The sequence below is a fragment of the Butyrivibrio hungatei genome, from assembly GCF_001858005.1.
Classification (GTDB): domain Bacteria; phylum Bacillota; class Clostridia; order Lachnospirales; family Lachnospiraceae; genus Butyrivibrio; species Butyrivibrio hungatei.
This window is the reverse complement of sequence record NZ_CP017831.1, coordinates 2,173,289-2,189,613: the sequence shown is the minus strand read 5'-3', so window position 1 is coordinate 2,189,613 and position 16,325 is coordinate 2,173,289. Positions and strand designations below refer to the sequence as shown.

Annotated in this window: 13 protein-coding genes; 10 read left to right on the top strand and 3 right to left on the bottom strand. The window is 41.4% G+C overall.

Annotation, left to right across the window (positions count from 1 at the left end):
- Positions 1 to 14: 14 nt before the first annotated feature.
- Positions 15 to 920, bottom strand: coding sequence for a 1-phosphofructokinase (gene pfkB, locus bhn_RS10155; protein WP_071176596.1), 906 nt, complete (start codon positions 918 to 920; stop codon positions 15 to 17).
- Between the two features lie 14 nt (positions 921 to 934).
- Positions 935 to 1,681, bottom strand: a complete 747-nt coding sequence (locus tag bhn_RS10150) for a DeoR/GlpR family DNA-binding transcription regulator (protein ID WP_071176595.1) — start codon at positions 1,679 to 1,681, stop codon at positions 935 to 937.
- Positions 1,682 to 1,974: 293 nt separating this feature from the next.
- Between bhn_RS10150 and fliY the strand changes: the two genes are divergently transcribed.
- Both fliY and bhn_RS10140 read left to right on the top strand, forming a co-directional pair.
- On the top strand, positions 1,975 to 2,580 hold the full coding sequence (gene fliY / locus bhn_RS10145; RefSeq protein WP_071176594.1) for a flagellar motor switch phosphatase FliY: 606 nt from the start codon (positions 1,975 to 1,977) through the stop codon (positions 2,578 to 2,580).
- 9 nt (positions 2,581 to 2,589) lie between these two features.
- A complete protein-coding gene (locus tag bhn_RS10140; RefSeq protein WP_071176593.1) occupies positions 2,590 to 3,726 on the top strand; it encodes a DUF4317 domain-containing protein in 1,137 nt (378 codons plus the stop codon).
- A gap of 70 nt (positions 3,727 to 3,796) precedes the next feature.
- Here the strand turns inward: bhn_RS10140 and bhn_RS10135 are convergent, their stop codons facing one another.
- The gene (locus tag bhn_RS10135; protein ID WP_071177502.1) at positions 3,797 to 6,574 is read right to left on the bottom strand and encodes an FAD-dependent oxidoreductase; all 2,778 of its coding nucleotides are present in this window, start codon (positions 6,572 to 6,574) and stop codon (positions 3,797 to 3,799) included.
- 591 nt (positions 6,575 to 7,165) lie between these two features.
- Here bhn_RS10135 and trpD point away from each other — a divergent pair.
- The 8 genes from trpD (at position 7,166) to bhn_RS10090 (ending at position 16,051) form a co-directional block, all read left to right on the top strand.
- Positions 7,166 to 8,206, top strand: coding sequence for an anthranilate phosphoribosyltransferase (trpD, locus tag bhn_RS10125; RefSeq protein ID WP_071176591.1), 1,041 nt, complete (start codon positions 7,166 to 7,168; stop codon positions 8,204 to 8,206).
- Positions 8,203 to 8,988, top strand: a complete 786-nt coding sequence (trpC, locus tag bhn_RS10120; protein ID WP_071176590.1) for an indole-3-glycerol phosphate synthase TrpC — start codon at positions 8,203 to 8,205, stop codon at positions 8,986 to 8,988. The genes trpD and trpC overlap by 4 nt, the downstream gene beginning before the upstream one ends.
- 3 nt (positions 8,989 to 8,991) lie before the next feature.
- Positions 8,992 to 9,624, top strand: coding sequence for a phosphoribosylanthranilate isomerase (locus bhn_RS10115; protein ID WP_071176589.1), 633 nt, complete (start codon positions 8,992 to 8,994; stop codon positions 9,622 to 9,624).
- Between the two features lie 40 nt (positions 9,625 to 9,664).
- Entirely contained in the window at positions 9,665 to 10,855 is a 1,191-nt protein-coding gene (gene trpB, locus bhn_RS10110) for a tryptophan synthase subunit beta (protein ID WP_071176588.1), read from the top strand.
- Positions 10,848 to 11,615, top strand: coding sequence for a tryptophan synthase subunit alpha (gene trpA / locus bhn_RS10105; RefSeq protein ID WP_071176587.1), 768 nt, complete (start codon positions 10,848 to 10,850; stop codon positions 11,613 to 11,615). The genes trpB and trpA overlap by 8 nt, the downstream gene beginning before the upstream one ends.
- Positions 11,616 to 11,781: 166 nt before the next feature.
- Entirely contained in the window at positions 11,782 to 12,252 is a 471-nt protein-coding gene (locus bhn_RS10100; RefSeq protein ID WP_071176586.1) for a MarR family winged helix-turn-helix transcriptional regulator, read from the top strand.
- Positions 12,253 to 12,270: 18 nt separating this feature from the next.
- Positions 12,271 to 14,019 carry an ABC transporter ATP-binding protein gene (locus bhn_RS10095; RefSeq protein WP_071176585.1) on the top strand — a complete coding sequence of 583 codons (1,749 nt, stop codon included), beginning with the start codon at positions 12,271 to 12,273 and terminating at the stop codon, positions 14,017 to 14,019.
- A gap of 10 nt (positions 14,020 to 14,029) precedes the next feature.
- A complete protein-coding gene (locus bhn_RS10090; protein ID WP_071176584.1) occupies positions 14,030 to 16,051 on the top strand; it encodes an ABC transporter ATP-binding protein in 2,022 nt (673 codons plus the stop codon).
- Positions 16,052 to 16,325 lie beyond the last annotated feature (274 nt).

The window sequence follows — 16,325 nt, the reverse complement described above, 5'->3', positions numbered from 1 at the left end:
GACCCTCCTTTACCTTATAGGTTATTGTACAGTTCGTTGATTGCTTCACCTGTTGCCAGGTCGTCTGAGAAAGCTGTTGCGCTTCCTGCGGCAGTACCCATCTTGAGTGCCTCTTCGTAGCTACCTGTCTTGAGGTATCCGGCTACAAATCCGGCAACCATTGAATCGCCTGCGCCTACGGAGTTTTTAACCTTCCCCTTTGGTACACCTACTCTGTATTTTTCGCCGGCTTCAGTAATGAGCATTGCGCCGTCCCCAGCCATTGAGATGAGGACGTTTCTGGCACCAAGTTCCTGAAGCTTCTTGGCATGAGCCTCAATCTCTTCGTCTGTCTTTAAGACGGTTCCAAACATCTCACCAAGTTCATGATTGTTTGGTTTTATTAAAAATGGATGATATTTAAGGACGTTTTTCAAAAGATCCTTTGTAGCATCCACAACAACCTCGATCTTTCTGTCATTTACAAGGGCGATGATCTTTTCATATACATCGCTTGGAAGAGAATTAGGAATACTTCCAGCGAGGATAAGGATGTCGCCATCTTTTAATGTGTTTAACTTGTCAAAGAGCTTTTTCTGATCCTCTTCTGGAATCATAGGACCCTGAGCGTTTATCTCAGTTTCTGCCTGGCCTTTGATCTTGACATTGATTCTTGAAATGCCATTTTTTAACTTGATGAAATCAGCTTTGATGCCTCTTTCATTTACGCTTTTCTCAATGGCATCGCCTGTAAAGCCTGCAACAAATCCAAGGGCTGTATTATCAAGTCCAAGATTTTTTAAGATAGTAGAAACATTTATTCCTTTGCCACCAAAGTAGCATTCTTCGGAATCGGAGCGGTTGGTCATTCCTGGGAGCAGCTCATCGCTCATTCGTACCACATAATCAATTGCAGGATTAAAGGTAACGGTGTAAATCATTGCTTTCCTCCTTTTTATACGACCTTTATTATTGTCTTGCTGCTATAACTAGCCTTGGGTTCTTTGTCAGTTATGATGCAACATTTGGTAATATCAGCAAAAGTAACGGAACTTACCAGTCCGAATTTGCTGTGGTCTGCAAGAATATAAGAGATGTAAGCATGCTTAACGGCTTCTGCTTTAACAAGGGCCTCGTCTACATCAGGAGTAGTAAAGCCTGCGGTTAAAGAGATGCCGTTAGTTCCCATAAAAGCTTTGGTGAAATGATACTTGCTGATGCCCTCAATACAATCAGGACCAATTATGGCCTCTGTAGCAAACTTACATCTGCCACCAATTATCATTGTGCTTAAGTTCTTTTCAAGAAGCTTCTTGGCATGAACGATACCGTTAGTAATGTATTTAGCCTTGGCATTGTCAATGAATTTGATCATCTCCAAAGTTGTTGTACCAGAGTCAATATATACAAAGTCGTCATCGTTTATGAGAGAAGCAGCATATTTGCTGATTGCTTCTTTCTCAGCAATATTAAGTGAAGCCTTGGCTGATACTGTGGGCTCAATAGTGTTGACATCAGTAGAACTTAAAGAAGTTGCGCCGCCAAAAACCTTAAGAATTCGCTTTTCATCGTGGAGGACTGAAAGATCCCTGCGGATAGTGGCAGCGGAAGCATCAAATTGCTCCATAAGCTGCGCAACAGTAACTGCATTATTTTCATTAATATATGAAACTATCAGATCACGTCGTTCTTTTGTAAGCATACTTGCCTCTTATATAATTTTTTTGATAATTTGATAATAACATCAAACTTAATCAAAGGCAATCACAAAAAATCAAAAATAATCAAAATGCAAAAAGAATAATAATCATAGAAATTCATAAGTGTTCAAAAATGCTCTCTTTTATTATACTAGGTATGACGATAAATGACATCATAATATTCTTAAAAAAGAATAAACCTTGCGGTAATAACGTAAATCATCTTTACAATGTAAACTATAATAAATTAAAATATATGTATGGTTTATCATTAAATTTGGTGGAGGTGCGTAACTTGGAAGAGATTATCTTAACAAATGATCAGATTGATATCCTTGGTGAAATAGCTAACATCAGTATGGGTAATTCCGCGACCACCCTTAGCATGATGGTTAATCGTAAGGTTGATATAACAACTCCTAATGTCAAGATCATCAAGAGAAGTGAAGCTCTCGATGATTATGAAAAGACATGCATTTTCGTACAGATACATTATGTAAAAGGACTTGAGGGCAATAACGTGCTTGTGCTCAAGGAACATGATGTAAAGGTTATGACAGATCTGATGATGGGCGGAGATGGAACAAACACTGCAGGAGAGATCACAGAGCTTCATCTTTCTGCTGCTTCTGAAGCCATGAATCAGATGATGGGAACAAGTGCCACATCTCTTTCTTCAATGCTTGGAATAGCTACAGATATCAGTACGCCTATAGTTAATCAGATTGATGTTGAGAGTATTAAAGTTTTTGAAAAAATGTTTGATACTACTTACGATAAATTTGTTAAAATAGCATTTAGGATGACAATAGGAGATCTTATTGATTCCGTAATGGTACAGCTCTATCCAGTGCAGTTTGCTGAGGACATGTGCCAAAAATTTATTGAAAAAGGAAAATAATACTAGATTATGAATAAGGCAGAAACATTAGAGATCAAGAAACAGTTTACACAAGACAGATGCACTATCGATCACATATGTGGTTGCTACGTGGATCATGAAAAGAACAAGAAACTAACATTCAGAAAGGCTTTCGGACAGCTCCCTGATGAGGAGATGTACAAATATCTGGATATATTCCAGCATACTTTAGCCGGAACATTTGGCAAGAATCTGATCAGTCTTGAGTTTCCTCTTGAACAGGAACAGCCAGGAGGAACTCAGGACTTTCTTTTGACCTTGCGTAATTCCAAGCTTGAAGATGATGAGCTTGTGGATGAGTGCTATGACAAGATCATAGCCAATTATGTAAATGGCGAGAACTACTATATTATCCTGGTTCACGCTGTTTATGATATCCCTGGCGTTACCAGTGATGGTATTGAGATGGAAGATGCTTCAGATAAGATATACGACTATATCCTTTGCAGCATCTGCCCTGTTAAGCTCTCCAAGGCAGGTCTTGGTTACAATGAAAGCAAGAATGTCATTGAAGACAGATATCGTGACTGGGTAGTAGATGGACCTACTAAGGGATTTCTTTTCCCGGCATTTATAGAAAGAGATACAGATATCCACAACATGCTCTACTTTACCAAGAAGCCTGATGATCTTCAGCCTGAGTTTGTGGAGGCTATGTTTGGTGGAAGAGCACCTATCTCTGCTCCAGAGCAAAGAGATCTCTTTGATGCTGTAGTTCAGAATACTATTGGTGAGGATGCTGACTACGATATCATGAGAAATATTCATGATAATCTTAATGAGATGATCGAAAATCACGAGGGTGATTCAGAGCCACTTGAGCTTAACAAAAATGACGTTAAGCAGCTCCTTCAGGATAGTGGTGTATCAGAAGAAAGACTTGGCTACTTTGATGAGAACTATACAAAATGCGCAGGAGATGAGGATTTCCCTCTTCTTGCCAGTAACATTGCCAATACCAAGAAGTTCGACATCGAGACTCCTGATGTTGTGATCAAGGTTAAGCCTGACAGAACAGACCTTGTTGAATCCAAAATCATCGATGGCAGACAGTGCCTTGTGATTGAAGTTGATGATCACATCGAAGTTAATGGAATCAATGTAAGAACATTTATGAATAAGTGATCAATTTTAAAAGATAAAGGCTTGATCCTGATTATTAAGGGATCAAGCCTTTTTAGTATCTTAAAAAGTATTATTTTTTGCCGCCAGTAATCTTGTTGATAAGTATCTTTCCGGCACGTTTTGCAGCATAAGGACCAACTGCTTTTAGCTTATCTTCAGATCTGTACATGGTGCTTGCTTTTGGAATGTCACGAGATAAGTGGATGGCGTCAAATTCGCACTTGGTGGTGCAAAGACCACATCCGATACATCTGTTTTCATCAACAGTTGTAGCACCGCAGCCAAGACATCTTGAAGCTTCTGCCTTAACCTGTTCTTCTGTAAGGGTAAGTCTAAGGTCTTCAAAGGTATCTTTGGCAATACCGGCTTTTTTGCCAGGAATCTGTCTCTTGGCATTATCAAAGCTCTCAACCTGGATGTCATCCTTATCAAGCTCAATAAATTCACGTCTGTCTCTGGCGAGATCTAGTCTGTTTCCTTTGTGCACGAAGCGGTTGATAGAAACGAAGCCTTCTCGGCCACCAGCGATGGCGTCGATTGCAAATTTTGCACCGGTAAATACATCGCCGCCTACAAAGATATCAGGCTCTGCGGTCTGTCTTGTTAGAGGATCAGCTTTGGCAGTGCCGTTTCTATTAAGTTCAACTTTTGTTCCTTTTAACAGGTCTCCCCACTGAACTGACTGACCGATTGAGAGAAGGAGATTCTCACAAGGGATCTCTATAGTATCGTTTTCGTCATAAACTGGAGCAAATCTGTGCTCACTGTCAAATACGCTTGTGCATCTCTTAAAGATAACGCTTTTTACGTGACCATTTTCTGTAACGACTTCCTTTGGTCCCCAGCCATTCTTTACTTCAATGCCTTCTTCAAGGGCTTCTTCGACTTCATCTTTGGCAGCAGGCATTTCTTTTTCACTTTCAAGACACAGCATTGTGACCTTGGAAGCGCCTGCTCTAACTGCAGTTCTAGCTACGTCGATAGCAACGTTACCGCCGCCTACTACAACAGTGCCGCCATACAGTTTTACTGAGTGATCCTGATTGATAGTACGAAGGAAGTCTACACCTGTCTGAACGCCGGCAGCATCTTCGCCAGGGACACCAGCAAGGCGTCCACCCTGCATACCGATAGCTACGAAGAAAGCCTTGTAGCCTTCACTTCTGAGCTGCTCGATAGTAAGGTCTTTTCCAACTTCCACGCCGCATTTGATCTCTACACCCATCTGCCTGATGACTTCAATCTCAGCTTCGATTATATCTTTTTCAAGACGATAGCTTGGAATACCATTCATCAGCATTCCGCCAGGTCTTCTTTCTTTTTCAAAAACAGTTACAGGATAGCCGTTCTCTCTAAGGAAGAAAGCAGCAGAAAGGCCTGCTGGACCTCCGCCAATGACAGCTACCTTGTAGTCATCGCTCCAAAAACCACCGTCGTGCTTTTCACAAAGAGGAATATATCTTTCATCCTTCTTAAGATCCAAAGATGCGATGAATTTCTTGATCTCATCGATAGCAAGAGGCTCGTCGATAGTTCCTCTTGTGCAGGCATCTTCACAACGCCTGTTACATACTGCGCCGCAGATCATTGGGAACGGATTATCCTGTTTTATGAGCTTTAATGCATCTTCATATCTGCCTTCTGCAGCCATCTTGATGTAACCCTGAATTGAAAGATGTACAGGGCAGGCTGTCTTACATGGGGCAGTACCTGTCTCATAGCAGTTGATCTTGGCGTCATCTCTGTAGTTGTAGTTCCATTTATCAGGTCCCCACTTTTTGTTGTCAGGAAGCTGAGTCTTAGGATATTTAACTTCGCTTCCATCTTTTTTACAGAGCTTCTGACCAAGCTTAGCTGCGCCAACAGGACAGACCTCAACACATTTACCACAGGCAACGCACTTATCTTTTTCTACATGAGCGCGATATGCTGATGCAGAGAGATTAGGAGTGTTATAAAGCTGTGATGTGCGGAGGGCATTACATACGCCAGGAGCACAGTTACAGATGGCAACGATCTTGCCTTCGCCGTCAATATTTGTGATCTGGTGAACGTAGCCGTGACGCTCAGCTCTTTTTAATATTTCATAGACTTCTTCTTTGGATACATAGTGACCGATTCCGCGATCATCCATGTATTCAGCCATATCACCCATACCGATACAGTACTCACCGCGGATCTCACCGCTTCCTTCACCGCGCATTGCCTGCTGTTTACGGCAAGAACATTCTGAGATACCGAATTTATCATACATGTCGATCCATCTGGAGAGATGCTCCACAGGAACAGACTGATTTTCCAGTTCGATAGCTTTTTCTACTGGAATAACGTGCATTCCGATACCAGCGCCTCCAGGAGGAACCATCTGAGTGATACCTGCAAGTGGCAGCTGAGTCATGAGGTTAAAGAAAGTAGCAAGCTGAGGAAATTCATCAGTTAGTTTTTCCTGCATCATCATAAACTCTGCTGAACCTGGAACGAAGATAGGAAGCTCATATTGAAGGTGCTTATCGGAGGTCTTTGCTCTGTTCTGCTCGATAATACCGATCCAGCGAAGACGCTCAACCATCTTGGTGGTCTCTTCTTCGGACATGTTATTCATTTGTGCAAGTTCTGGAATAGAATAAGGAACGCGGGTCTTCTTGAAGTTTATCAAGAATTTGACCTGCTCTTTGGTAAGGATCATATCAAGCATCCAGTATTCAGGATCTCTGTTGTTGATCTTACCAGTAAGTTTTTTGACGTAGCGGTCCGTTATCATAGTTGCCAACTTAAGGACCAGCTTTTCTTTTTCAGGATCCTCTGCCACATAATCAGGATCCTGCCAGTAGTCGTTCTCGTTGATCATAGGATCACCGAGTTTCCACTCTTTGACATTTGTTGCCATAAAAAAATCCCCTTTTTTCCCATATAAGATATAGTTTTTTTACTATCTAAATTTTATCATATGGCCTATGGAAACTTGAAGTGAAAAAATATTTTTTTATTGACAATATTTTAGTGGAGGCGTAGAATTCAATCTAGCAAGTTAATAGTTTAAACCGATGAAGCGGAGATAACGGTAGCAATGCCACCACAGAGAGTCTGGGATGCTGAGAACCAGATGTGAAACAAACTATCAAATGGACCGCGGAGGGCGTGAGGAACAGCACATTATCACAAGCTTAGTATTTCACGACGATGGGCTCTCGTTAGTAGCCAGGGATATGTTGGTATCCTGTAAAGCGCACGTACTACGTGAATTCAAGGTGGCACCGCGGATTAAGTTTAAAACTCATTCGTCCTTGACAGAGACAATATCTGTCGAGGACTTTTTTTGTGCAGAGCACTTGGTGAGGTTTTTTCGAGCCTAGTGCGAGCCATGGGTGAACACTTAGCGAGGTATTTTCGAGCTTAGTGAGAATCCCAGTGAAGCGAAGGAAGACAGGAGGGAAAGAAAATGATCAAGGAAGCAATCGTAAAAATCGTAAACAAAGAAGACCTTACATATGATGAGGCCTACACAGTAATGAATGAGATCATGAGCGGGGAGACAACTCCTACTCAGAACGCTGCGTTTTTGTCAGCTCTTTCTACTAAGAGCGCGAGAGCAGAGACTACTGAAGAGATTGCCGGCTGTGCTGCAGCTATGAGAGATCATGCAACCAAGGTAGATACAGGGATGGATATTTTTGAGATCGTAGGAACAGGCGGAGATAACGCAGGAAGCTTCAATATCTCAACAACATCTGCTCTTGTTGCCGCAGCAGGTGGTATGAAGGTTGCCAAGCACGGAAACAGAGCAGCTTCATCCAAATGCGGAACAGCTGATTGCCTTGAAGCTCTTGGAGTTAACATTGACCAGGAGCCTGAAAAGTGTATCGAACTTTTAAAAGAGGCTGGAATGTGCTTCTTCTTTGCTCAGAAGTACCACACTTCAATGAAGTATGTTGGAGCTATCAGAAGAGAGCTTGGATTTAGAACAGTGTTCAATATCCTGGGACCACTTACAAATCCTGGTTCGCCAAAGATGCAACTTCTGGGAGTATATGACGGTTATCTTGTTGAACCTCTTGCGCAGGTTCTCGTAAACCTTGGGGTCCAGAGAGGCATGGTTGTATATGGTCAAGACAAGCTTGATGAGATCTCAATGAGTTGCCCGACTACTATTTGTGAGATCAGAGACGGATGGTACAAAACCTACGAGATCACTCCTGAGGACTTCGGCTTTAAGACATGTTCAAAAGACGAGCTCAAGGGTGGAACTCCAGAGGAGAACGCTCAGATCACTCTTTCAATCCTTAAGGGCGAAAAAGGACCAAAGAGAGAGGCAGTTCTCCTTAATGCAGGTGCATCTCTTTATATCGGCGGCAAGGCTGATACTTTTGCAGATGGTGTTAAGCTTGCAGCTGAGCTCATTGATTCAGGCAAGGCTCTTGAGACTTTAAATAAAGTCATCGAAGTAAGTAACCGCGGCATACAAGGGGAGATGGCAGTATGACGATTCTTGATGAAATAGCAGATCATGCAAGGATAAGAGTTCAAAGGAACAAAGAGATAAAGAGCATCGACGCCCTTAGATTCGAAGCTGCAATGTTTCCCCAAAAGGGCTTTCCATTTGAAGAAGCCCTAAAAGGAGATGATATTTCTTTTATCTGCGAGTGCAAGAAAGCTTCTCCATCAAAGGGGGTTATCGCAGAAGACTTCCCGTGGCTTGATATAGCTCTTGATTATGAGAAGGCTGGTGCGGATGCTATCTCGGTTCTTACAGAACCAAAGTGGTTTCTTGGAAAAGACGAGTACCTCTCTGAGATAGCTTCTCTTGTTAATATCCCCTGCCTTAGAAAAGACTTTGTGGTAGATGAGTATATGATCTACGAAGCCAGTATTCTCGGGGCATCGGCAGTTCTTTTGATCTGTTCCATATTGACAAAAGAGGAGATAAAAAGATATATAAGTATCTGCGATGGACTTGGCTTATCAGCCCTTGTAGAAGCTCATGATGAAAAAGAGGTTCAAATGGCCTTAGAGAGCGGAGCAAGGATAATAGGTGTCAACAACAGAAACCTCAAGGACTTTTCTGTGGATACTGACAATAGCAAAAAATTAAGAAGTCTTATCCCTGAGAATGTGATCTATGTTTCGGAGAGTGGTATCAAAGATGCATCTGATGTTCAGAGTCTTAGAGAAGCTGGAGTAAACGCAGTGCTGGTTGGAGAGACCCTTATGAGAGCCAGGGACAAGGAGCAAAAATTAAAGGAATTAAAAGGAATTAAGATTTAAGTTATGACAAAGATTAAACTTTGCGGCTTGTCTACATCAGGAGATGTGGCCGCAGCAAACATTTTTAAGCCAGACTATGTGGGATTTGTTTTTTGGAAAAAAAGCAGTCGCTACGTAGGAAAGGACACTGCCATGAGGCTCCGGTCAGAACTATCAACGGATATTCAGACAGTGGGAGTGTTTGTAGATGCAGATATTGATTTTGTGGCTGAGCTTTTGAATGAAGGTATCATCGATATAGCTCAGCTCCACGGAAGTGAAAATGATAAATATATCTCTCATCTTAGAGAAATGACAGATAAGCCTATTATGAAGGCTTTTATAGTCAAAGCTCAGGAGGATATCGACGAAGCAAACTTAAGTCCTGCAGATCATATCTTACTTGATGCAGGAATGGGTGAGGGAGAAGGCTTTAATTGGGATCTTTTAGAAGGTATGACAAGACCATTCTTTTTGGCAGGAGGTCTGACGCCAGAGAATGTAAAAGACGCCATTGCAGGAGTAAAGCCCTTTGCAGTAGATGTTAGCTCAGGAATCGAGACAGATGGTCACAAGGATGCTTCCAAGATGGGGAGCTTTGTGGCAAACGTAAGACTTATAGATGCGCAGATCGCAAGCCAGGGACCGGAATACTGAGATTTGTAACGAGACAATGAAATAATGAGGAGTGAAGATTATGACTAATGCTAAAGGAAGATTTGGTGTTCATGGTGGACAGTATATACCTGAGACACTGATGAATGCAGTTATTGAACTTGAGAAAGCTTATGATCATTACAAAAATGATCCAGACTTCAACATGGAACTTGAGTTTTTGCTTAATGAGTATGCAGGAAGACCTTCACGCCTTTACTATGCGGAGAAGATGACCAGGGATCTTGGTGGTGCCAAGATCTATCTTAAAAGAGAAGACCTTAATCACACAGGAGCTCACAAGATAAATAACGTACTTGGACAGGCGCTTCTTGCAAAGAAAATGGGCAAGACTAGACTCATTGCCGAGACAGGAGCAGGACAGCACGGCGTTGCAACAGCCACGGCAGCAGCTCTTATGGGTATGGAGTGCGTAGTCTTTATGGGAGAAGAGGACACCAAGAGACAGGCGCTTAACGTTTACAAGATGAAACTCCTTGGAGCAGAGGTAGTTCCTGTAACAAGCGGAACAGCAACACTTAAGGATGCCGTTTCTGAGGCTATGAGAGAGTGGACTTCAAGGATTGATGATACTCATTACTGCCTTGGCTCAGTAATGGGACCACATCCTTTCCCTACTATAGTTAGAGATTTTCAGGCTGTTATCTCCAAGGAGATCAAAGAGCAGATACTTGAAAAGGAAGGAAGACTTCCAGATGCAGTACTTGCCTGTGTTGGAGGTGGCTCAAATGCAATCGGGACCTTCTATCATTTCATTGATGACAAAGATGTTAAGCTTATTGGATGCGAGGCAGCAGGAAGAGGAATCGATACCTTTGAGACAGCAGCTACAGTTAACACTGGTAAGATCGGTATCTTCCACGGTATGAAGTCATATTTCTGTCAGGATGAATATGGACAGATAGCACCTGTTTATTCAATTTCTGCAGGCCTTGATTATCCGGGAGTAGGACCGGAACATGCTTTTCTTCATGATATCGGAAGAGCAGAGTACGTGCCTGTAACTGATGATGAAGCAGTAGATGCTTTTGAATACTTATCCAGAACAGAGGGAATTATCCCTGCGATCGAATCATCTCATGCAATTGCATATGCTATGAAGATGGCTAAGACCATGGGCAAAGACAAGATAATAGTAGTGACTGTTTCCGGAAGAGGAGATAAGGACTGCGCTGCAATAGCGCGTTACAGAGGGGAGGATATCAATGAGTAATATTTCTAAGGCTTTTGAAAACGGTAAGGCATTTGTTGCTTTTATAACTTGTGGAGATCCTGACCTTGAGACTACAGTAAAGGCAGTCAAGGCAGCAGCTGATAATGGTGCAGACCTTGTGGAGCTTGGTATTCCTTTTTCTGATCCAACTGCAGAGGGTCCTGTCATTCAGGGAGCAAATCTACGTGCCCTCAAGGGCGGTGTTACCACTGACAAGGTCTTTGATATGGTAAAAGAACTGAGAAAAGAAGTTACTATTCCATTAGTATTTATGACATATGCAAACGTGGTGTTTTCATATGGCGCCGAGCGTTTTATGACAAACTGCAAAGAAGCAGGTATTGATGGCATAATCTTACCGGACCTTCCTTTTGAGGAAAAAGAAGAGTTTGACGGAATCTGTGATGAGTACGGAGTAGACCTCATTTCTCTCATTGCACCTACATCAGCAGGTAGGATCGCAATGATAGCAAAAGAGGCAAAGGGCTTTATTTACCTCGTTTCTAGTCTTGGTGTAACAGGAACAAGATCAGAGATCACGACTGATCTTTCCAGTATAGTAAAAGTGATCCGTGAGAATACAGATGTTCCATGCGCTATTGGATTTGGTATATCAACTCCTGAGCAGGCTGCCAAAATGTCTTCAATTTCAGACGGAGCTATTGTGGGATCAGCCATCATCAAGATACTTGAAAAGCATGGCAAAGACGCTCCAAAATACATTGGAGAATATGTAAGTTCCATGAAGAAAGCCATGTGAAATCAGGGCTTTTAGGATTTTAACCAGCATTTTGTAAAAAGATTGTAAAAAATTTAATTTTCTTATTGACAACATGTAGCAAGCTACTTATCATTTATAGGTAGCTTGCTACATGTTTTTTATATCTTTTGATTGCTAAGGCAGAGAAAGAAGGTGAGGCTGGCAAATGTGTACAGAAGATAACAAGCATTTTTTCAGAGATAGAGATCATGAGCCTGTTGGCTTTAAATTCAGGCTTATTCATGAATCCTTCGTAGCTCTTTTTAACAGGCAGCTAAAAGAAGATGACATGACATTCTCACAGCTTATGGTTGTGACCTATCTTGAAGAAAATACAGAAAAAAGGGTAACTCAGAAGGATATTTCTGAGGCTCTTCATATCAAGCATCCTACGACAATTGGTCTTATAAAAAGACTTGAAGAAAAGGAAATGATCAAAGTCGTGGTGGATCCTGACAACAGGAAATACCGCAATATCACCCTTACCAAGAAGGGGGCTGACTATATCGCAATGAGTAAGGAAAGAAGGAAAAACACGGATTCTTATCTTGTAAATGGTATGACAGAAGATGAAGTAAAAAAACTTCGTGAGCTACTAGATAAAGTCATTGATAATATGGATGCTTTAAATAAATAAACAGGAGTTGAGCGTTTTATGGTTAAAACAATACTAAAAGAATTAAAGGAATTTAAGCTTCCTTCGATATTGACTCCACTGTGCATGGTAGGAGAGGTTATCTGCGAAATGATAATTCCTATCCTTATGGCCAGAATAGTGGATCTTGGTATCAATAAAGGAGATATGGCTGTTATTGTACAGAACGGCCTTTTGATGCTTGGAATTGCTATCTTAGGTCTTTTAGCAGGACTTGGTGGAGCATATTTTGGTTCCAAGGCTTCTACGGGATTAGCAAGAAATTTAAGAAAGGCTATGTTTGATAACATTCAGACTTTCTCATTTTCAAATATAGATAAATTTTCAACATCAGGTCTTGTAACAAGACTTACAACTGATGTTACGAATATTCAGAATGCATACATGATGATCCTGAGAATGGCTATGAGAGCACCATCTTCACTTATAATTGCCATGATCGCAGCGTTTATCATCAATGCAAGGCTTGCTTCTATATACCTTGTGGCAGTTATTATTCTTTTTATGTTTATGATGTATATCATGAACAAGGCTACCAAGTTCTTCAAGCAGGTATTTGAGAAATATGATGCCCTCAATGAGAGCGTTCAGGAGAACGTATCAGCCATCAGAGTAGTTAAGGCCTACGTTCGTGAAGATTATGAGAATGACAAGTTCAAAAAAGCTGCTTTAAATATTTACAACATGTTTGTGAAGGCAGAAATGAACCTTGTATATATCAGTCCTATAATGTCAGGAACAATTTATATCTGTATTCTTCTTATCAGTTATCTTGGTGCCAAGATGATAGTTCAGAATACACTTACAACCGGTAATCTCATGGGACTTCTTACTTATTGCATGACGATCCTTATGAATCTTATGATGCTGGGTATGATCTTTGTAATGATCACGATGGCATCTGCCAGTGCTAAGCGTATTGCAGAAGTCATTGAGGAAAAGGCAGATATTACCAATAAGGAAGATGCTATCACAAAGGTTCCAGACGGAAGCATTTCTTTTGATCATGTAAGCTTTGCTTATAACAAGACTTCTGAGGAACCTGTGTTAAAAGACATAAATCTTGATATACATGCTGGCGAGACCATAGGTATCATTGGTGGTACTGGTTCTGCCAAGTCATCTCTGGTGAACCTCATCAGCAGACTTTATGATGTCACAGAAGGAAGCGTAAAGGTTGGTGGGATCGATGTTAGAGACTATGATCTTGAGACTTTGAGAGATCAGGTTTCAGTTGTTCTTCAAAAGAATGTTCTTTTCTCCGGAACTATCCTTGATAATCTCAGATGGGGCAACAAGGATGCTACTGAGGAAGAGTGCAAGAAAGCCTGCCAGATGGCATGTGCTGATGAATTCATTGATAGGATGCCTCTTGGATATACCACAGAAATAGAGCAGGGCGGAGCAAATGTATCTGGTGGACAGAGACAGAGACTTTGTATTGCCAGAGCTCTTTTGAAAAAGCCAAAGATCCTGATCCTTGATGATTCTACAAGTGCTGTAGATACAGCAACAGATGCCAAGATCAGAAAGGCCTTTGCAGAGGAAATTCCTGGAACCACAAAGCTTATCATTGCTCAGAGAATCAGTTCAGTTCAGGGTTGTGACAGGATAATCGTCATGGATGATGGTCAGGTCAATGGATTTGGATCTCATGATGAACTCCTTAAGACTAATGATATTTACAGAGAAGTTTATGAGTCACAGACAGGTGTAAGTGGCGACGCAGACTTTGATTCAGTAGGATGAGGTGAAGAATATGGCAGATAATAAACAGATCAAAGGACCAGGTGCAAGACCAGGTCGCGGCATGCCAAGACCAAAGATCAATAATCCTGGTGCGCTTTTCAAAAGAATAATGGGATATGTGTTTAAGTTTTATCCCATTCATATGATAACTATTCTTGTATGCATTATTGTTTCAGTATTTTCAAGTGTGCAGGGAACTCTTTTTACTAGAGAGCTTATTGATTCATACATTCAGCCAATGATCGATAGCGGCAGCAAAGATTTTGGACCACTCTTTGGAGCAATCAAAAGAGTTGCGTGTTTCTATGCGCTTGGCGTAATTGCCGCATATGTACAGGCTAAGGTCATGGTGTATATTAACCAGGGTACCTTGAGAAGGCTTCGTGAAGAGCTCTTTGAACACATGGAGAGCCTTCCTATCAAGTATTTTGATACAAACGCCCACGGCGACATAATGTCAGTTTATACCAACGATATCGATACCTTGAGGCAGATGATCAGCCAGAGTATTCCTCAGCTTTTAAGCAGTGCAATTACCATAGTCAGCGTGCTGATCTCAATGTTTATTCTTAGTATTCCGCTTACTATCGTAATTCTTATCATGGTAGCAGTTATGCTCTTTTGCTCAGCCAAGGCTACATCAGCTTCTGGTAAGAACTTCGTAGCACAGCAAAAGAACCTTGGATCCCTCAATGGTTATATCGAAGAGATGATGTCTGGACAGAAGGTCATCAAGGTATTTAACCACGAGCAGGAAGCTATCGAAAGGTTCGATGAACTTAATCAGCAGCTCTACGAGAGCGCATTTAAAGCTAATGGATTTTCAGGAGCCCTTGGACCTATCAATGCTCAGCTCGGTAATACCAGCTATGTATTATGCGCTATGATCGGCGGCGCCATTGCTATCTTTGACAGTTCAGCTCTTGGGATATCAGTTGGCGCACTTGCGACCTTCCTGATACTTAATCATGAGCTTAATAGGGAAGTAAACCAGGTTCATGATATAGAAAAAGGCTTAACAGTCGGAGCTCTTGCAAGTTTCCTTACATTTAATAAGAACTTCAGTATGCCTATCAACCAGGTCAGCATGCAGTTCAACTCTATCATCATGGCTCTTGCTGGTGCAGAGAGAATCTTTAGACTCCTTGACGAGAAGCCTGAGACAGATGAAGGCTATGTGCTCTTAGTAGATGCAGAGGAAAAAGATGGCCAGATAGTAGAAGCAGACCATCATACAGGACACTGGGCTTGGAAGCATTACCATAAGGCAACAGATACTACAACCTATCAGCCAATGGAAGGTGATGTCACATTTAACGGCGTAGACTTTGGATATACAGATGAAAAGATGGTACTTCATGATATCGTGCTTCATGCAAAGCCTGGTCAGAAAATCGCTTTTGTAGGTTCTACAGGTGCAGGCAAGACTACCATTACTAATCTTATCAACAGATTCTATGATATTCAGGATGGTAAGATCAGATACGATAACATCAATATCAATAAGATCAAGAAGGCAGATCTTCGCCGCTCACTTGGTATAGTACTTCAGGATACACATCTCTTTACTGGTACGGTAAAAGAGAATATCAGATACGGTAAGCTTGATGCCACAGATGAAGAAGTAATTGCAGCAGCAAAGCTTGCAAATGCACACAGCTTTATCAAGCGTCTTCCTGATGGATACGACACAATGCTCACAGGAGATGGAGCAAACCTTTCACAGGGACAGAGACAGCTCCTTGCTATTGCAAGAGCAGCCATCGCTGATCCACCAGTACTGATCCTTGATGAGGCTACATCCTCAATTGATACACGTACTGAGAAGATTGTTCAGGATGGTATGGACAAGCTCATGAAGGGCAGAACAACCTTTGTCATTGCCCACCGCCTCTCAACAGTACGCAACAGCGATTGTATCATTGTTCTTGAGCAGGGCCGCATCGTAGAGCAGGGCACTCACGACGAGCTCATTGCCAAGAAACAGAGATATTATCAGCTTTATACAGGAATGAAGGCTGAGACAGCTTGAAAAAATAATGGAATGTGTTTTGCGATTTGAAGGCAATATAGCACTTTTCTAAAGAATCTTTACCCATAGATTTTGAATTATGGGTAAAGATTTTTTATTTTGCTTTCAATATTGAAAATTGAGCTTGAAAAAAGAGCTGAAAATGCACTATAAGGGTAAAGAATGTTCGAGAATAATAACATATTGCCTTCAGAATGGCAGCTAAATCTCCAAAAACAAATTGATTAGAGACATTTTAAGTGATAAATTATTAAGAGTTATTACAAATATTACA